The sequence below is a fragment of the Rhizobium sp. A37_96 genome, from assembly GCF_053521765.1.
In genome coordinates this window covers 250,065-266,528 of the sequence record NZ_JBNWDS010000002.1, presented here as the reverse complement: position 1 = coordinate 266,528, position 16,464 = coordinate 250,065, and the positions used below count along the sequence as shown (strand labels likewise).

At 63.0% G+C, this 16,464-nt stretch carries 17 protein-coding genes; 8 read left to right on the top strand and 9 right to left on the bottom strand.

Features of this window, described 5'->3' with window-relative positions:
• Positions 1–10: 10 nt before the first annotated feature.
• Together ACQZ6J_RS07735 and ACQZ6J_RS07730 are read right to left on the bottom strand one after the other, a co-directional pair.
• Entirely contained in the window at positions 11–397 is a 387-nt protein-coding gene (locus ACQZ6J_RS07735; protein ID WP_449083171.1) for a VOC family protein, read from the bottom strand.
• Positions 398–411: 14 nt separating this feature from the next.
• On the bottom strand, positions 412–1,695 hold the full coding sequence (locus ACQZ6J_RS07730) for an MFS transporter (protein WP_449083169.1): 1,284 nt from the start codon (positions 1,693–1,695) through the stop codon (positions 412–414).
• Between the two features lie 97 nt (positions 1,696–1,792).
• Here ACQZ6J_RS07730 and ACQZ6J_RS07725 point away from each other — a divergent pair, with 97 nt between their 5' ends.
• Positions 1,793–2,668: a LysR family transcriptional regulator gene (locus tag ACQZ6J_RS07725; protein WP_449083167.1), complete on the top strand. Its 876-nt coding sequence runs from the start codon at positions 1,793–1,795 to the stop codon at positions 2,666–2,668.
• Positions 2,669–2,729: 61 nt separating this feature from the next.
• Here ACQZ6J_RS07725 and ACQZ6J_RS07720 read toward each other — a convergent pair whose 3' ends face one another.
• A complete protein-coding gene (locus ACQZ6J_RS07720) occupies positions 2,730–3,632 on the bottom strand; it encodes a LysR family transcriptional regulator (RefSeq protein ID WP_449083165.1) in 903 nt (300 codons plus the stop codon).
• A gap of 124 nt (positions 3,633–3,756) precedes the next feature.
• Between ACQZ6J_RS07720 and ACQZ6J_RS07715 the strand changes: the two genes are divergently transcribed.
• Positions 3,757–4,506, top strand: coding sequence for an SDR family oxidoreductase (locus tag ACQZ6J_RS07715; RefSeq protein ID WP_163984915.1), 750 nt, complete (start codon positions 3,757–3,759; stop codon positions 4,504–4,506).
• A gap of 86 nt (positions 4,507–4,592) precedes the next feature.
• Here the strand turns inward: ACQZ6J_RS07715 and ACQZ6J_RS07710 are convergent, their stop codons facing one another.
• Positions 4,593–5,039, bottom strand: coding sequence for a nuclear transport factor 2 family protein (locus tag ACQZ6J_RS07710; RefSeq protein ID WP_204326255.1), 447 nt, complete (start codon positions 5,037–5,039; stop codon positions 4,593–4,595).
• Between the two features lie 236 nt (positions 5,040–5,275).
• Between ACQZ6J_RS07710 and coaBC the strand changes: the two genes are divergently transcribed.
• Positions 5,276–6,487, top strand: coding sequence for a bifunctional phosphopantothenoylcysteine decarboxylase/phosphopantothenate--cysteine ligase CoaBC (gene coaBC, locus ACQZ6J_RS07705; protein ID WP_449083162.1), 1,212 nt, complete (start codon positions 5,276–5,278; stop codon positions 6,485–6,487).
• On the opposite strand, the gene ACQZ6J_RS07700 is transcribed toward coaBC, so the two are convergent.
• Positions 6,474–7,289 (bottom strand): class II glutamine amidotransferase, encoded by an 816-nt coding sequence (locus ACQZ6J_RS07700; protein WP_449083160.1) that lies wholly within the window; start codon positions 7,287–7,289, stop codon positions 6,474–6,476. The genes coaBC and ACQZ6J_RS07700 overlap by 14 nt on opposite strands.
• Before the next feature lie 611 nt (positions 7,290–7,900).
• On the opposite strand from ACQZ6J_RS07700, the gene otsB reads away from it, so the two are divergent.
• Positions 7,901–8,695: a trehalose-phosphatase gene (gene otsB / locus ACQZ6J_RS07695; RefSeq protein WP_163984919.1), complete on the top strand. Its 795-nt coding sequence runs from the start codon at positions 7,901–7,903 to the stop codon at positions 8,693–8,695.
• Positions 8,696–8,744: 49 nt separating this feature from the next.
• Positions 8,745–10,121, top strand: a complete 1,377-nt coding sequence (otsA, locus tag ACQZ6J_RS07690) for an alpha,alpha-trehalose-phosphate synthase (UDP-forming) (protein ID WP_449083158.1) — start codon at positions 8,745–8,747, stop codon at positions 10,119–10,121.
• Here the strand turns inward: otsA and ACQZ6J_RS07685 are convergent.
• Positions 10,108–11,034, bottom strand: coding sequence for a choline sulfate utilization transcriptional regulator (locus tag ACQZ6J_RS07685; protein ID WP_449083156.1), 927 nt, complete (start codon positions 11,032–11,034; stop codon positions 10,108–10,110). The genes otsA and ACQZ6J_RS07685 overlap by 14 nt on opposite strands.
• Before the next feature lie 99 nt (positions 11,035–11,133).
• On the opposite strand from ACQZ6J_RS07685, the gene ACQZ6J_RS07680 reads away from it, so the two are divergent.
• From ACQZ6J_RS07680 to ACQZ6J_RS07670, 3 genes are all read left to right on the top strand, one after another.
• Positions 11,134–11,262, top strand: a complete 129-nt coding sequence (locus ACQZ6J_RS07680; RefSeq protein WP_449083154.1) for a hypothetical protein — start codon at positions 11,134–11,136, stop codon at positions 11,260–11,262.
• A 20-nt stretch (positions 11,263–11,282) separates the two neighbouring features.
• The gene (gene betC / locus ACQZ6J_RS07675; RefSeq protein ID WP_449083152.1) at positions 11,283–12,797 is read left to right on the top strand and encodes a choline-sulfatase; all 1,515 of its coding nucleotides are present in this window, start codon (positions 11,283–11,285) and stop codon (positions 12,795–12,797) included.
• A gap of 74 nt (positions 12,798–12,871) precedes the next feature.
• A complete protein-coding gene (locus tag ACQZ6J_RS07670) occupies positions 12,872–13,081 on the top strand; it encodes a TOBE domain-containing protein (RefSeq protein WP_004108310.1) in 210 nt (69 codons plus the stop codon).
• A 57-nt stretch (positions 13,082–13,138) separates the two neighbouring features.
• On the opposite strand, the gene tsaA is transcribed toward ACQZ6J_RS07670, so the two are convergent.
• The 3 genes from tsaA to ACQZ6J_RS07655 all read right to left on the bottom strand — a co-directional run bounded on the left by tsaA (position 13,139) and on the right by ACQZ6J_RS07655 (position 16,407).
• On the bottom strand, positions 13,139–13,663 hold the full coding sequence (gene tsaA / locus ACQZ6J_RS07665) for a tRNA (N6-threonylcarbamoyladenosine(37)-N6)-methyltransferase TrmO (protein ID WP_449083150.1): 525 nt from the start codon (positions 13,661–13,663) through the stop codon (positions 13,139–13,141).
• A 23-nt stretch (positions 13,664–13,686) separates the two neighbouring features.
• Positions 13,687–14,712: an iron ABC transporter substrate-binding protein gene (locus tag ACQZ6J_RS07660; RefSeq protein ID WP_449083148.1), complete on the bottom strand. Its 1,026-nt coding sequence runs from the start codon at positions 14,710–14,712 to the stop codon at positions 13,687–13,689.
• Between the two features lie 111 nt (positions 14,713–14,823).
• On the bottom strand, positions 14,824–16,407 hold the full coding sequence (locus ACQZ6J_RS07655) for a peptide chain release factor 3 (protein WP_163984925.1): 1,584 nt from the start codon (positions 16,405–16,407) through the stop codon (positions 14,824–14,826).
• Between the last annotated feature and the right edge of the window lie 57 nt (positions 16,408–16,464).

Genomic DNA, 16,464 nt, shown 5'->3' with positions numbered 1-16,464 from the left:
CGGTGTGATCTCAGGAGACGATGTTGGAGACTTCGATCAGATTGCTGTCCGGATCGCGGAAATAGACCGAAAGAATGGGGCCGGTCGCGCCGGTGCGGCGGACAGGGCCTTCTTCGATCGCGACACCCTCGGCCCGCAGATGGGCGATGATGCCGTCCAGCGGCGTGTCGCTGATGAAGCAAAGATCGGCCGAGCCCGGCGTCGGCCGCTCGGCCTTGGGCTCGAACTCATGCCCGGCGCGGTGCAGGTTGATCTTCTGATTGCCGAAGGTGAGAGCCTTGCGGCCTTCGCCGAAGGTTTCGATGCCCATGCCGAGAACGCGGGCGTAGAAATCGCAGCTCTCGTCGATGCTCGCAACCGTGAGCACGAGATGATCGAGATGGTCGATGCGGATCATGGCGGCCTCCGGCCTCAACGATGCGCCAGCCTGGCAACGGCAAGGGCGCTGACGAGACACAGTGCCAGCATGACGAGGATGAAGGCAACCACGGCATTCCAGCCATCGGCGAGCCAGAAATAGCCGCCGACCGAGCCGGCAATGCTGGAGCCGAGATAATAGGCGAGCAGATAGAGCGAGGAGGCATGGCCCTTGAAGCCGTGGGCCAGCCGTCCGACCAGCGCGCTGGCGACGGAATGGGTCATGAAGAAGCCGATCGTCACCAGAACGATGCCGAGAATGATGAGCGGCAGGGAGCTGGAAAGCGTCACCGCCGCGCCGAGCGCTGCGATCAGCACGCCCACCGGCAGCACGACGAAATGGCCGATGCGATCGCCGAGGAGACCGGCGGCCCAGGAAGCGACGATACCGAAAAGATAGGCGGTAAAGATCAGGCCAAGCTCGCTCTGGCTGAGGTCATAGGGATCGGCAACGAGACGGAAGCCGGCATAGTTATAGACCGTGACGAAGGAGCCCATGACGAGAAAGCCGATGGCAAACAGCAGAGGCAGCGCCGCATTGCCGAAATGGCCGCCCCAGGCCTTCGCATGGAAGGCGGCATCGAAGCCCTTGCGCGGGGTAAAGTTGCGCGACGGCGGCAGAAGATAGAGGAAGCCGATGGCGGCGATCAGGCCGAGAATGCCGACGGCGGCCAGCGCCGGCCGCCAGCTTAAGGATTCGGCGATTGTGCCCGTCACGACACGCCCGGCCATGCCGCCGAAGGCATTGCCGGCGATATAGAGACCCATGGCGCCGCCAAGGCCGCGCGGCTCGATCTCCTCGGCCAGATAGGTCATGGCGACGGCTGGCACGCCACCCAGAAGGAATCCCTCGAGCGCGCGGACGATAAGCAGCATGTGCCAGCTCGGCGACACCGAGCAGACGAGCGTACAGATGGCCGCGCCCAGCAGCGAGATGAACATCAGGCTGCGGCGGCCGAGACTTTCGGAAACGGCGGCCGCCCCGAAGATCGCAAAAGCCAGGAAGCCGGTCGAAAGCGAGAGCGACAGCGAACTTGCGGCGGGCGTAACACCGAAATCCTCGGCGAAGATCGGCATCAGCGGCTGCACGCAATAGAGCAGCGAGAAGGTGGCAAAGCCCGAGAGGAACAGCGCTATGGTCGCGCGGCGGAAGGCAGGCGTGCCGCGCGTGAGGAACTGGCGAGGCTCGGCCGGCGGCTCGTTCCTGACGAGCGTCAGTTCGGGACGGGAGGGGACTTCGGAAGCAGTGGTTTGCTGCTTGCTGGCGGCGCGGAACATCGGGGCATCCAACCTTTCTTGCCTTGAAATCTAGTCAGGTCAGCCTCATTAGTCCAATATATGGAACAGGCGATCTTGATAGCTTTTGGAGATAGCGATGGAGCTGCGTCATATCCGCTATTTTCTGGCGCTTGCGGAAGAAGGAAATTTCACCCGTGCCGCCGCCAATCTCGGTATCGGCCAGCCGCCGCTCAGCCAACAGATCCGTGATCTGGAAAACGAGGTGGGCGCGCAACTGTTTCACCGCGTACCGCACGGAGCGGAGCTGACAGCGGCCGGCGAGGCCTTTCTCGCCGAGGCAAGAACCGCCGTCGATGCCGCGGAAAAGGCAAAACTGGCCGCCCAGCGCGCCAATCGTGGCGAGATCGGCCGCCTGTCGCTCGGCTTCACCGCGTCCTCCGCCTTCAACACCATCGTCACGGCGACCATCCGCGAGTTTCGCGGTCACTGGCCCGAAGTGCGGCTTTCACTCACCGAGATGAACACCAATGCGCTGATGGAACGGCTGGTGCGCGGCGAGATCGACGCAGCCTTCATCCGGCCCGGCCTGGAAGATCCGCGCGACGTGCGCCTGAAGCGCTTTGCCGACGAGCCGATGCTGATCGCGCTGCCGGCGCATCACGCATTGGCGAAGAAGGAGCGCGTGCCGATCGCGGCATTGGCCGGCGAGCCCTTCATTCTCTTCCCGCGCATGGTCGGGCTCAGCCTCTATGACGATATCGTCGGGGCTTGCCGCGACGCGGGCTTCGAGCTCGTGGTGACGCAGGAGGCGCCGCAGATCCCCTCCGTCGTCAATCTCGTCGCAGCCAATCTCGGCGTTTCCATCGTTCCGGCGTCCATCGCGCAGATCAAGCTCGACGGCGTGGCCTATCGGCCGATCGACGGGCCGCCGGTCGTGGCGCGTCTCGGCCTTGCCAGCCTCAAGGCGCAGCGGTCGCCCGTCATCGCCAATCTGATGAACCTCATTGCGTAGTCGGACAGCTATCCGCTTTCACGCAATTCCGGGCGCAAACCATATCACGCTCTTGCTGGAATTACTCCCGCTCCCAATAGGGCGGGTCGCCGAATGCCTTCTTCAGATGGTCGGCGATGGCCCTGAGCTTTGCGGAGGGATTGCGCCCTTCGGGATGGGCCATGAAGATGAACTCCGGCTCCGGCCGGTAGCCGACATCGATCTCGACAAGCCGCCCTTCCCTCACCGAAGGCCCCGCGATGAAGGCCGGCAGCAATGCGATCCCCAGACCGGCAAGGGCCGCGTCGTGAATGACATCGCCATTGTTGACGCCGAATGCCAGTTTCCCCCTGATGACGGCGGCGCCGTCCGGCCCCTGGAACCGCCAATCCGCCACGCCGCGATTGGTGTAGAAAATACCGCGATGGTTCTCGAGATCGGATAGGGAAGCGGGCATGCCGTGGCGGCTCAGATAATCCGACGATGCCACAAGAAAGCGGCGGCTGCTGGCGAGCTTCCAAGCGACAAGGCGCGAGTCGGCAATCAGGCCATGGCGGATGATCGCATCATAGCCATCCGATGCGGCGTCGACGCGGCGATCGTCGAGATCGAGCGTCAGCTCGATATCCGGATGATCGGCGAGAAACGGATAGAGGGCCGGCCCGAGATGCATCCGGCCGAAGGTGACGGGTGCCGCAATGCGCAGCGGCCCCATCAGCGTGCCGCGCCGCTCGGCGAGATCGGCTGCGGCCTCGCGAACCTCCTGCGCGATGCGGATTGCCCGCTCCAGAAAAGCAGAGCCATCCTCCGTCAGGGTCAACTTGCGGGTGGTGCGATGCAGCAGGATAGCCCCCAGCGTCTTCTCCAGTTCCGACAGCCGCTCGCTGACGACGGATTTCGACAGGCGTAGCCGTCGCGCCGCCTCGCTGATCGATCCCGCCTCGGCGACGGCTACGAAAGCGACAATCCCGTCAATCTTCAACATCGTTCGGAAACTCCGAATTCGAATTCCACCATTCGCAGACTAATCCGAACGATGAATTCAGGCCATATGTTTCTCAACGGAAACAACGGAGGCACCGTCCTCCCAACCTTTGAGGAACAAGATCATGTCACGCCTGCAGAACAAGACCGCACTCATCACCGGCGGCACCAGCGGCATCGGCCTGGAAACGGCCCGCCAATTCATCGCCGAGGGCGCGCGCGTCGCAGTCACCGGCAGCAGCGCCGCCGGCATCGAAGCCGCCCGCAAGGAGCTTGGCGACAAGGCGCTCGTCATCCAGGCCGACGCCGGCAATGCCGAAGGTCAGAAGGCCGTGGCGGAAGCCGTCAAGAAAGCCTTCGGCCATCTCGACATTCTCTTCGTCAATGCCGGCATTGCGGAGTTCGGCCCGCTCGAACAATGGAGTGAGGCCGCGTTCGACAAGTCCATCGCCGTCAACGTGAAAGGCCCGTTCTTCCTGGTTCAGGCCCTGCTGCCCATCCTCTCCAATCCGGCCTCGATCGTTCTCAACACCTCGATCAACGCCCATGTCGGCATGCCGAATTCGAGCGTCTACGCACTGACCAAGGGTGCCTTGCTGACGCTTGCCAAGACGCTTTCGGGTGAGTTGATCGGACGCGGTATTCGCGTCAACGCGGTCAGCCCCGGCCCGATCGCAACGCCGCTCCACAGCAAGTTCGGTCTTTCGGAAGCCGATGCCAAGGCGATGGGCGCCCAGATCCAGAGCCAGATCCCTGCCGGCCGTTTTGGCAATTCGAGCGAGGTCGCCAAGGCGATCGTCTTCCTCGCCTCCGATGAATCCACCTTCACCGTCGGCAGCGAACTGATTATCGACGGCGGCATGAGCACGCTCTAAGCACAAAGCTTGCCCGCAAGCGTGAGCGCCATTGCGGCACGATCTTTCAGGGAGGAGAGGTCCCTCCTCCCTGAAACAATGGGCACTCAGAACATCGTATTGTTGTTCTTCGATGTCTCGGGGATCGGCTGCACCGAGTCCCAATGCTCCTGGATCTTGTTGTCCTCGACGCGGAAGATATCGACGATGGCGCTGCCACGGTCGCCCGGCTGGCGAACGGCATGGACGCGCAGGATCACGTAATCGCCATCGACCATCACGCGCTTGATCTCGCTCTTCGACTGCGGATAATTCTTCTTCAGGTATTCGATGAAGCCGCGCAGCCCTTCGGGGCCATCGGCCGCCATCGGATTGTGCTGGGTGTATTTGCCGAGATATTTGGAAGCCGCGTCGAAATCCTTGTCGTTCAGCGCCTTCTGGTAGAAATCCAGAACGATCTCCTTGTTCTTCTGCTCTTGCGGCGAATAGGCGCGCTCGGCAAAAGCCGGCATGGCGGCGGCCATGATTGGCAGGGCGATCATCGCGACTTTCATCAGTTTCAAGGCGTTACTCCTTCGATTGTTAACGTGTTCACTTTTGTCGAGACCGAAGGTTCCCGCAAATGACAAGTAGTTGATGCCGATGTGATGAGCCTCTGGAAATACCGGCGCGACGGGCCATTTGTGCTGTACTCAGCGACACGCCGGCCTCGAAGGACACATACCGCGATTGCCTATTATCCGCCAAAGGCTTAGGCTTGCAGCCAAAAGAACAGGCGACGGGTTCAGGCATGGTTCTCGCAGGCAAGCGCATCCTTCTCATCATCTCCGGTGGCATCGCGGCCTATAAGAGCCTCGATCTCATCCGCCGGCTGCGCGAGCGCGGCGCGAGCGTGCGGCCCGTCATGACGGCTGGCGCGCAGCAGTTCATCACGCCGCTTGCCGTCGGCGCGCTCGCCGCCGATCATGTGTTCACCGATCTGTTTTCACGGCAGGACGAGCAGGATGTCGGCCATATCCGGCTGGCGCGAGACTGCGACCTGGTTCTGATCGCGCCGGCAACGGCCGATCTGCTCGCCAAGATGGCAAACGGGCTCGCCGACGATCTCGCCTCGACCATACTGCTCGCCACAGATCGGCCCGTTCTGGCCGCACCGGCCATGAACCCGAAAATGTGGGCGCATCCGGCAACCAGGCGGAACATCGAGACGCTGCGCGGCGATGGAATTGCCTTCATAGGACCGATGAAAGGCGAAATGGCCGAAAGTGGCGAGGCCGGCGCGGGCCGCATGGCCGAACCGCTCGACATCGTCGCCGCCGCCGAACTGCGGCTGGATGACGGCGCCAAGCCGCTTGCCGGCAAGAAGGCCATCGTCACCTCGGGGCCGACGCACGAGCCGATCGACCCCGTGCGCTACATCGCCAACCGCTCGTCGGGACGGCAGGGCCATGCCATCGCGGCCGCACTTGCGGCCCTCGGCGCCGACGTCACCCTCGTTTCCGGTCCCGTCACCATACCCGATCCGGCCGGCCTGCATGTCGTCCATGTCGAACGGGCGGACGAAATGCGCGACGCCGTGCTTGCGGCCCTTCCGGCTGATATCGCCGTGATGGTGGCTGCGGTTGCCGACTGGCGCGTCGCATCCGCATCGGACCAGAAGATCAAGAAACATCCGGGCGAGTCGATCCCGACGCTGGCGCTCACGGAAAACCCGGACATATTGAAAACCGTCGGCCATCATACGCAACGGCCGAAGCTCGTCGTCGGCTTTGCCGCCGAAACGCAGGATGTCGAGAGCAATGCCCGCGCGAAGCTGGAGCGCAAGGGCGCCGACTTCATCGTCGCCAACGACGTCTCACCCGCGACCGGCATCATGGGCGGCACGCGAAACCGCGTGAAGATCATCAGCCATCACGGCGTCGAGCGGTGGCCCGACCTCGACAAGGATGAAGTGGCGGTACGGCTCGCCGCCCTCATCGCCGAGCAATTCAAGCAGGGATAGCGGTTGCCGGCTGGCGCTCGACGCGCGCACGCTCCTCCGGCTGGAAGGGCGAGACATGGACGCCGGTGTCGTCGATCATGACGGCGCTGCCATCGGGAATTTCGCGCCAGGCATCGACGTCGTCGTTCAGCGGTTCGGAAACCAGGCAATTGCCTGACCCGACGGGTGAGGCATAAAGCGTCGGCGCCTTGCGGTCTGTCGCGTAGCGTATGGCATAGAGCGACTTGCCGTCGGAAAAGGCGGCGGTGAAGCGCACCAGCACCGATCCGGTCAGATGCAGCGAAAGACCTTCGACGAAGCCGATGGTTTCCGCCATCGCGGCAATCGGATTGGCCGCCATGCCGAATTGCAGAGCGAGCAGGAAAAGAAGTTCCGAATCGGTCGTGCCGCTGCGGGCATGGAAGAGCCCGTCGTCGAGCATGGCTTCCATCGGCCGGCGCAGGCGGTCGAAATCGGAAATCTGGCCATTGTGCTGGAACGACCAGTTCTCGAAGACGAAGGGATGGCAGTTGTCGCGTCGCGTGCCGCCGCCGGTGGCCGCGCGGACATGGGCGAGGAAGAGCGGCGAGCGGATCTGCCGCGCCAGGCTCTTGAGATTGCAGTCGGACCAGGCCGGCAGGATATCGCGATAGCGGCCGGGTTCCGGCCGGTCGCCATACCAGGCGATGCCGAAGCCGTCGCCGTTGGTCGCCGTCTTGGCGCGCGTGGCGCAATGGGATTGCTCGATCAGGGAGTGGGCGGGCGAAGACACGAGCTCCTCCAGATAGAGGGGGTCTCCGCGATAGGCTGCCCAGCGACACATGCGTCTTTCACTCCGATTTCCCGCTGTCTTCCAGTCCCGCGGGAGAATGGCAAATCTTGGACGATTGTTTATGCGGAATGGGTAATAAAGTCTTAATTTTCCATCCCGCAGCGCGCAAAATGACAGATATGCGACGCTTCGTCCGATCACGTTTGACATCGCAGTATTTTCTTCGTGAGCCCGCAAGGACAGGGCCTTGCGCACAGATATGGCAAAGCCGAGCATTTCACTGCGACAAGAAGTGTGAAACTTCCTGACATCGAAGCTCTTGCATCGAGTCGAATTTGAGCTACGTTTATCTTGTCTGAAACGTAACGAAAGGAAGGTGATCCAATGTCTAGTGAGATTTCGGTCTTTGTATACGGCATGGAAATGGTCGTGAACGTTGCGAGGCAGCCCTCGCTCTGATCAACACCTTCCCGAAGCGTTTGCCGCTTCAGGCCAGTTACGGGCCAAAACTCATGGGGGGTCGCTTAAGGCGGCCCCTTTTGCATTCCTAGAGTCCGTGGCCGCCAATATGCCGGCGGTTCCAGAGGAGAGCCGCTCATCCTCTCCATGGCAATTTCGTTTTTTTCCTTGCCGAACGGGAAGAGCGCCTTAACTACCCCTGCATGTCTTCTCAGGAAAAGCCCGAGCAGGGTGACGCCAAACCGCGGCCGCTGAACGAACCGGCACTCACGGCACTCTCCTTGTATCCCCAGGATTGGGCCCTGTTCCTCGATATCGACGGGACCCTGCTCGATCTTGCCGAACGGCCGGAGGCGATCGTCGTACCCGACTATCTGCCCGGCGCGCTTCATGCCCTCTCCCGCCAGCTCGGCGGCGCCCTGGCGCTGGTGACCGGCCGCGCCATCGAGTTCGTCGATCCGCTCTTTGCCCCTTTCCGTTTTCCCGTCGCCGGCCTGCATGGCGCGGAACGGCGCGATGCGGGCGGAAGGCTGCGGCGCGCACATGTTCCCCCCGCCTTCCAGGAGATGAAGCAGGTCATCCGGCGCGAAGCTCTGGCCTGGCCCGGCGCCATCGTCGAGGACAAGGGGGCCGCGGTCGCGGTCCACTTTCGGCATGCGCCCGCAAACGAGGCCGAAATCGGCGAAGCCATGCAGCGCCATCTGGAGGACGCGGGGCCCGACTGGAGCCTTCAGCGCGGCAAGATGGTGATCGAAATCTGCCCTGCCCACGCCAGCAAGGGACATGCCGTCGAGGCATTCCTTGCCGAAGCGCCCTTCGAGGGGCGACGTCCGATCGCAATCGGCGACGACGTGACCGACGAGACGATGTTCGCCGCCGCCAACCGTCTCGGGGGCCAATCCGTGCGCATCGGCGATGCCAATGGAAAAACGCTGGCGCGTGCATCCATTGGCTCGCCTGCGCGTTTAAGAGACGTGCTGGGAACGCTCGTCAAGTAATCCGTCGATCAGTTCAGCGCCCGCCCAGCCTTCTCGAAAGGAAGAATCCGTGAGTCGTCTCATCATTGTTTCCAATCGCGTTTCCGTGCCCGATCACAAGGGCGCTGCAGCCGCCGGCGGCCTTGCCGTGGCGCTGCAAGCCGCCCTTGCCGAGCGTGGCGGCATCTGGATGGGCTGGTCCGGCAAATCCAGCGGCGAGGCCGAACCGGAGCCGCTGGAGATGACGCAGGACGGCAATATTACCTACGCCCTGACCGACCTGACGCAGACCGATGTCGAAGAATACTATCAGGGCTTTGCCAACCGCGTGCTCTGGCCGATCTGCCACTACAGGCTCGACCTTGCCGAATATGCGCGCAAGGAAATGACCGGCTATTTCCGCGTCAACCGCTTTTTTGCCCATCGGCTTGCGCCATTGATCGAGCCGGACGACATCATCTGGGTGCATGACTATCATCTCATTCCGCTGGCGGCGGAACTGCGGCAGATGGGACTGAAGAACCGGATCGGCTTCTTCCTGCACATTCCCTGGCCGCCGGCCGACGTCGTGCGGGCCATGCCGGTGCATGAGGAAATCATGCGCGGCCTTTCCTCCTATGATCTGCTCGGCTTCCAGACCGACCATGACCTTGAGAACTTCGCGGGCTGCCTGAAGCGCGAGGGCATGGGCATCGAGAAAAGCCCCGGGCATTTCAGTGCCCACGGCCACGATTTCCGCGGCGGCGCCTATTCGATCGGCATCGAAACGGCGGCCTTCGCCGCCTTCGCCCGCAAGGCCGCATCGCACAGCATGGTTCACAAGGCGCGGAAGAGCATCGAGGGCCGCGACCTCATTCTCGGCGTCGACCGGCTCGACTACTCCAAGGGCATCACGCAGCGCATCGACGCCTTCGAGCGTTTCATCACCAACAACCCCGCCCACCAGCGCAGCGTCACCTATTTGCAGATCACCCCGAAATCGCGCTCGGAAGTGCCGGAATACGAGGCCATGCAGCACGCCGTCGCCGAGCAGGCCGGCCGAGTCAACGGCGCCATCGGCACGGTCGACTGGGTGCCGATCCGCTATATCAACCGCTCGATCAGCCGGCCGATCCTGGCCGGTCTCTACAGGCTCGCCAAGGTTGGGTTGGTGACGCCGCTGCGCGACGGCATGAACCTCGTCGCCAAGGAATATGTCGTGGCACAGGATCCGGACGATCCCGGCGTGCTGGTGCTGTCGCAGTTTGCCGGCGCGGCGCGCAAGCTGCACGGCGCTCTGCTGGTCAATCCCTATGACGTCGATGGGACCGCCAACGCGTTGGCCCGTGCCGTCAACATGCCGCTGCAGGAACGGCAGGAACGCTGGCGCGGCATGATGGACTATCTGCTGGAGCACGACGTCCTGCACTGGTGCGAGACGTTTCTCGCAGATCTCACGGCGAAGTAGGCGATTGCGGCCGGGCGATGGCCGCTTCCGCCAGCAGCCATTGAGCCAGCCGCTCCGCGTGCGGGCTCGGCGCCGCCGGCGGCAGGAGCCAGTAGCCGCGCTCCGGCGCCTCCAGCATCGGACCTGCCCTCACCAGCGTACGTGCCGTGAGAAGCGAATCGACGAGCCCCATCCAGCCGAGCGCCACGCCTTGCTCGCCGAGCGCTGCCTGCACGACCAGGGAATAGGTGTTGAAGCGCAGGTCGCCACGGCCGGCATAGCTGTCGCGGGCAATGCCGAATGTCCCAAGATAGCTTTCCCAGTCGAACCACGGCGACGACATCTCGGAATCGAGATGGATGAGCGTGGCGCGCGCCAGCTGCGATGGGTCGGTGAACGGGCCATGGCGCTCGGCAAAACCCCTGGTGCAGATCGGCACGACCTTTTCCGGCAACAGCAACGTTGCTCCTGGACCGAATTCGTCTCGCGCCCCGAAGAAAACGGCAATGTCACCGCCCTCCGGCGCGCCACGATCCAGCCGCTGCGTGGCGACGATCTGAATATCCACTTCCGGATGGAGCAGCCGGAACGCATGCATGCGGGGGATCAGCCAGAGAGCGGAGAAGGCATAGTCCGTTCTGAGTCGGACCGAGGGGCGCGCCGCCTCGACGCGGAAGCTGCGCACCAGCGTATCGACGCCCCCGACCGCCTTCTCGACGATCTCGAACAGGCGCCGGCCCTCCGGCGAGAGCTGGACGCCGCGATGCTGGCGGCGAAACAGGGGCACGCCCATCTGCTCTTCGATGCGGCGGATCTGATAACTGACGGCCGGTTGGATCAAGCCGAGCACCGATGCGGCGGCAGACAGGCTGCCGGAGCGGCCCACCTCCTGAAAGATCCGTAGCCAGCCAAGATCGACAACACGTTCAGCCATAAAATTTCCTTTTGGCAGCCATCGAAAAATGCCTGCTTCACAGCGGGAACTCTAGTGATGTTCAATAAAATAATGCAATAGCAAGAGGGGGCTTTCATCATGCGCATGTCTGCAATGGGTCGGCTGGCCGATGGCGACGGCTGCGAGACCATCCGCATGCCGGACGCCTTGACGCCCTGGCCCGCCGGCGTCACCACTATGCACGGCATAGCCGCCATCGGCCTCTGATCTCCAAGGAAAACACTCCCATGTCCCGCCCGAATATCCTCATCCTCATGGTCGATCAGTTCAACGGGACGCTGTTTCCCGACGGCCCGGCCGATTTCCTGCATGCGCCGGTCCTGAAGGCTCTGGCGAAGCGCTCGGTACGCTTTGCCAACAGCTATACGGCAAGCCCGCTCTGCGCGCCGGCGCGGGCCTCCTTCATGTCCGGGCAGCTGCCGAGCCGCACGCGCGTCTACGACAATGCGGCGGAATTCTCCTCCGATATCCCGACCTTCGCCCATCACCTGCGCGCCGCCGGCTACCAGACGGCGCTGTCGGGCAAGATGCATTTCGTCGGCCCGGACCAGTTGCACGGCTTCGAGGAGCGGCTGACGACCGACATCTATCCCGCCGATTTTGGCTGGACGCCCGATTATACGAAGCCTGGCGAGCGCATCGACTGGTGGTATCACAATCTCGGCTCGGTGACCGGGGCCGGCACTGCCGAGATCACCAACCAGATGGAATATGACGACGAGGTCGCCTATCACGCCGTGCGCAAGCTTTACGATCTCTCCCGCGGGCAGGACGAGCGGCCCTGGTGCCTGACGGTCAGCTTCACGCATCCGCACGACCCTTACGTTGCCCGCCGCCGCTTCTGGGATCTCTATGAGGATTGCCCGGCGCTCGACCCGCAGGTTGGCGAAATTCCCTTCGATCAGCAGGACCCACATTCGCAACGGCTGATGAAGGCGTGCGATCACACCGCCTTCGATATCACCCCGGAGCAGATCCGCCGGGCGCGGCGCGGCTATTTCGCCAATATCTCCTATGTCGACGAGAAGATCGGCGAGATTCTCGAAACGCTCGAGCGCGGCCGCATGGCCGACAACACCATCATCCTCTTCGTTTCGGACCATGGCGACATGCTCGGCGAGCGCGGCCTCTGGTTCAAGATGAACTTCTTCGAAGGCTCCGCCCGCGTGCCGCTGATGATATCGGCCCCCGGCTGGCAGCCGAAGCGGATCGACCAGCCGGTCTCGACGCTCGACGTGACGCCGACGCTGGCGGCGCTTGCCGGCATCGACATCGCATCGCTGCGCCGCTGGACCGACGGCGAGGATTTGGGGCCTCTGGCTCTCGGCACCGGAAGCCGCAGCCCGGTGCCGATGGAATACGCCGCGGAAGGCTCCGAAGCGCCGCTCGTGGGCCTGCGCGACGGCCGCTACAAGCTGACCCTTTGCGAGAAGGACCCGCCCATGCTCTTCGACATCGAAAAGGATCCGAAGGAGCTGACCAATCTGGCCGGCGACCCGGCCCACGCCGAAACCCTGCGACGGCTGACGGCGCAGGCCAAGGAGCGCTGGAACCTCGAAAGCTTCGACGCCGCCGTGCGCGAGAGCCAGGCGCGGCGGTGGGTCGTCTACACGGCCCTGCGCAACGGTGCCTACTATCCCTGGGACTATCAGCCGCTGCAGAAAGCCTCGGAGCGGTACATGCGCAACCACATGGACCTCAACGTGCTGGAGGAGAACCAGCGTTTCCCCCGAGGCGAATAGCGGCGAACAGGATTTCGGTAGCCCATCGCCGGTTGAGGCGGTATTGTCGCGCCGGTCACAAGGGAGAAATATCCATGAAAATCAGCGCAAGAAACCGCCTCAAGGGCAAGGTCGTCGAAATTACCAAAGGTGCGACGACCGCGCATGTCCGCATCGACATCGGAAACGGCTCGATCGTCACCTCCTCGATCACCAACGAGGCGGTGGACGAACTCGGCCTGACGGTGGGCGCCTCCGCCTATGCCGTCATCAAGGCATCCGACGTCATGGTCGCGGTCGACTGATCTTCGAGCGGGCATGATCCCTGTCGAGGGAGTGCCCGGAGCAATCCTCGAATTGCCCTATGCCTTCTGGCAATAATGCGCCGTCTCGCCGTCGCCGGTCTGGAAATCCCCGGACTGCGGCGGCGCGATCGGCTTGAAGAGCGTGCGGTCCGGCTTGAGATCGAGCAACGGCGTGCCATCCAGGCAATCGAGGCCTCGGACGAGCAATACATTCCCCTCGACGGCTTCCAGCTTGGCGATGGATGTGCCGATGGGGTTGGGCCGCACCGGCGACCGCAGCGAGAATGTGCCGTGTACCTTGCCGTTGCGAGCCGGGCTCTGCAGCACGAGATCCCGGCGGGAGCGGTCCAGCCAGTAAAGAATCTCCAGCCGCTCGAAAGCCTCGACCCCTGTTAATGCCAGCACCCAGGGCTCAAAAATCTCGATGCGGCAGATCGGGCCGTCATGCCGGCCCTGGCGCGGCGTTTCCATGCGCGAGGTCCAGGGCGTCGAGATACGGCCGATGAAGACAAGGCCGGCATCCGAAGCCGAGGGCGGCTCGACCGCCACTTCGTTTTCGCGAATTTCGTTTTCCCGAACCATGAGTGCCTTCCTTGTCAGCGCGGTTACTTCATGCCCTTCAGCAGTGCCGCCAGCTGATCATCGGTCAGATCGACCTGATAGAACAGCTTGTAGAATTCCTTCACATCCTCGGCGAAATCGCTGCGGAAGAGCTTTGGATAGAGCAGCTTCTCCATCCAGCGCACGGCGAGCAGCCGGTTGACGCCGGGCGGAGAATCGAACCAGCCGAAGGGCAGCGACGGCGGCACGAAGATCTTGCCGTCCTTGACGGCCTTGATGCCTGCCCATTGCGGATCGCTCCTCACCGAGGCGGCGAAAGCGGGGCTATCGGCAATGATGATATCCGGGTTCCAGCCGACGACCTGCTGCGGCGTCACCTTCGTCAGCCCGCCCTTGCCGGCGGCAGCGGCGACGTTCATCGTGCCGACGGCATCGAGGATTTCCAGATTGATCGAGCCGGAAAGGCCCGTTTCCAGCCCGTCGGCGCCACGTCCGTAATAGACGCGCGGACGCGGATCGTTCGGCAGCGTCGCCAGCTTGTCGTTCAGATCCTTGATTGCCGAATCGGCATAATCCGCAAGTTTGTTGGCGCGGTCCTCGACACCGATCAGCGCGCCGACATCGCGAAGCGTATCGGCGGTGCGGGCAAAGCTGCCATCGACAAGAACGTAAGGAATATGCGTTTCGGCCTGAACCTTGTCGGCCAAAGCCTTGTAGGTGGGATCGACCGTGCCGGCATCGAGGATGATATCGGGCTTGGCATCCGTGACCGCCTGTGAACCGATCGTTCCGTCCTTGCCGGTCAGCCGCCCGATGGTCGGCAGCGCCCGCACCGACGGCATCAGATAGGCCTTGGCGGCATCGTCGGGAGCATGAACCCAGCCCACAAGCTTTTCGGGCGCCAGCACATAGACCAGCACGGTGGCGGGTGGGCCGGCGACCAATATGCGGTCGATCTTGTCCGGCACCGACACCGTGCGTCCCGCCGCATCGGTGATGATTCGCGCCTCGGTCGATACCGGCAGAAGCCCGGCGAACGCCAGAGCAAGAACCGCAAGAAATTTCATCATGAAAGCCGCCCGCTATCACCCAATGGATCTCGGGGTGGCACTATGGCATAGCGCTATATTGGATGGAACATCACGAAGGCACTATTCCGAAACGAAACGTAGCCGAAACGATCACGCCGCCTTGACGGCGTGATATTCCTTGATCGCGACCATCTTGATAGCCGGATAACGTTCCGCCTCGTAGCGCAGCGAGAAGCCGTCCTGCGCGAGGAAGACCGGATCGCCGTCAAGGTCGCGGGCGATATCGCCGCGCCGGGCGGTGACGAACTTTTCGAGGTCGGCGGTCTGATCGGCCGAAATCCAGCGGCAAACGGAGAAGCGCGACATTTCGAAGGAAACCGGCAGGCCGTATTCGGCCATCAGCCGCTCCTTCAGCACGTCGAGCTGGAGGGCGCCAACCACGCCGACGATGGCGGGCGAGCCGTCTTCCGGCGAAAACAGCTGCACGACGCCCTCTTCCGCCATCTGCTGCAAAGCTTCCTTGAGCTTCTTCGCCTTCATGGCATCCTCGAGCCGCACGCGGCGGAGAATTTCCGGCGAGAAGTTCGGCACACCCTGGAAGACGAGCGATTCGCCTTCGGTCAGCGTGTCGCCGATACGCAGCGTACCGTGGTTCGGAATGCCGACAACGTCGCCGGCATAGGCGGTATCGGCAAGCTGGCGCTGCGAGGCGAAGAAGAACTGCGGCGCGGTCAGGCCGAGCTGCTTGCCGGTGCGCGACAGCCGCGCCTTCATGCCGCGCTCCAGCTTGCCGGAGCAGATGCGCGCGAAAGCGATGCGGTCGCGATGGTTCGGGTCCATGTTGGCCTGGATCTTGAAGACGAAGGCCGTCATCTTGTCGTCGGTGGCGTGAACAGTCCTGACATCGGCGACCTGGTCGCGCGGCGGCGGCGCGAATTCGCCGAGCGCGTTGATGAGATCGCGTACGCCGAAGTTGCGCAGCGCGGAACCGAAGAAGACCGGCGTCATATGACCTTCAAGGAAGGACTCCCTGTCGAAGGGACGGCAGGCCTCGATCGCAAGCTCCGTCTCGTCGATGAAGGCCTTGCGCTCGTTTTCCGGCAGCCTGTCGGCAACGCTCTGCGGGCCATTCACCGGCGTCGCGTTGACCTCGGTGTCGGAGCCGCGAACGGTATTGGAGGCCAGATGATAGGAACCGCAGAAGGTCTTGGAACGGCCGATCGGCCAGGTGATCGGCGCGGTGTCGAGCGCCAGCTTCTCTTCCACCTCATCGAGGATCTCGAAAGGATCGCGGCTTTCGCGGTCCATCTTGTTGATGAAGGTGATGATCGGGATATCGCGCATGCGGCAGACTTCGAACAGCTTCAGCGTCCGCGGCTCGATGCCCTTGGCGGCGTCGATGACCATGACGGCGGCGTCGACGGCCGTCAGCGTGCGATAGGTGTCGTCGGCGAAGTCTTCGTGGCCGGGCGTGTCGAGAATGTTGAAGACGTTGCCTTCATATTCGAAGGTCATGACCGAAGTCACGACCGAGATGCCGCGCTCGCGCTCGATCTTCATCCAGTCGGAGCGCGTCTGCATGCGATCCTTCTTCGCCTTGACTTCGCCGGCAAGCTGAATGGCGCCGCCGAACAGCAGCAGCTTTTCGGTGAGCGTCGTCTTGCCCGCATCCGGGTGGGCGATAATAGCAAATGTACGGCGGCGGGAAACCGCCTCGGCGAGACTTTCGGCCATGCATGTGAATCCTGTGAATTGCGGCCGTATCTAGCGATTTAAACACTCAATTGCAAT

Bases quoted from the DNA above. Each gene is read 5' to 3' on its own strand.
- ACQZ6J_RS07720 (WP_449083165.1), bottom strand. From the start codon at position 3,632: ATGTTGAAGATTGACGGGATTGTCGCTTTCGTAGCCGTCGCCGAGGCG.
- ACQZ6J_RS07725 (WP_449083167.1), top strand. From the start codon at position 1,793: ATGGAGCTGCGTCATATCCGCTATTTTCTGGCGCTTGCGGAAGAAGGA.
- tsaA (WP_449083150.1), bottom strand. From the start codon at position 13,663: ATGGTTCGGGAAAACGAAATTCGCGAAAACGAAGTGGCGGTCGAGCCG.
- betC (WP_449083152.1), top strand. From the start codon at position 11,283: ATGTCCCGCCCGAATATCCTCATCCTCATGGTCGATCAGTTCAACGGG.
- ACQZ6J_RS07655 (WP_163984925.1), bottom strand. From the start codon at position 16,407: ATGGCCGAAAGTCTCGCCGAGGCGGTTTCCCGCCGCCGTACATTTGCT.
- ACQZ6J_RS07660 (WP_449083148.1), bottom strand. From the start codon at position 14,712: ATGATGAAATTTCTTGCGGTTCTTGCTCTGGCGTTCGCCGGGCTTCTG.
- ACQZ6J_RS07735 (WP_449083171.1), bottom strand. From the start codon at position 397: ATGATCCGCATCGACCATCTCGATCATCTCGTGCTCACGGTTGCGAGC.
- ACQZ6J_RS07730 (WP_449083169.1), bottom strand. From the start codon at position 1,695: ATGTTCCGCGCCGCCAGCAAGCAGCAAACCACTGCTTCCGAAGTCCCC.
- ACQZ6J_RS07670 (WP_004108310.1), top strand. From the start codon at position 12,872: ATGAAAATCAGCGCAAGAAACCGCCTCAAGGGCAAGGTCGTCGAAATT.
- otsB (WP_163984919.1), top strand. From the start codon at position 7,901: ATGTCTTCTCAGGAAAAGCCCGAGCAGGGTGACGCCAAACCGCGGCCG.
- ACQZ6J_RS07710 (WP_204326255.1), bottom strand. From the start codon at position 5,039: ATGAAAGTCGCGATGATCGCCCTGCCAATCATGGCCGCCGCCATGCCG.
- ACQZ6J_RS07715 (WP_163984915.1), top strand. From the start codon at position 3,757: ATGTCACGCCTGCAGAACAAGACCGCACTCATCACCGGCGGCACCAGC.
- ACQZ6J_RS07680 (WP_449083154.1), top strand. From the start codon at position 11,134: ATGCGCATGTCTGCAATGGGTCGGCTGGCCGATGGCGACGGCTGCGAG.
- ACQZ6J_RS07700 (WP_449083160.1), bottom strand. From the start codon at position 7,289: ATGTGTCGCTGGGCAGCCTATCGCGGAGACCCCCTCTATCTGGAGGAG.
- ACQZ6J_RS07685 (WP_449083156.1), bottom strand. From the start codon at position 11,034: ATGGCTGAACGTGTTGTCGATCTTGGCTGGCTACGGATCTTTCAGGAG.
- coaBC (WP_449083162.1), top strand. From the start codon at position 5,276: ATGGTTCTCGCAGGCAAGCGCATCCTTCTCATCATCTCCGGTGGCATC.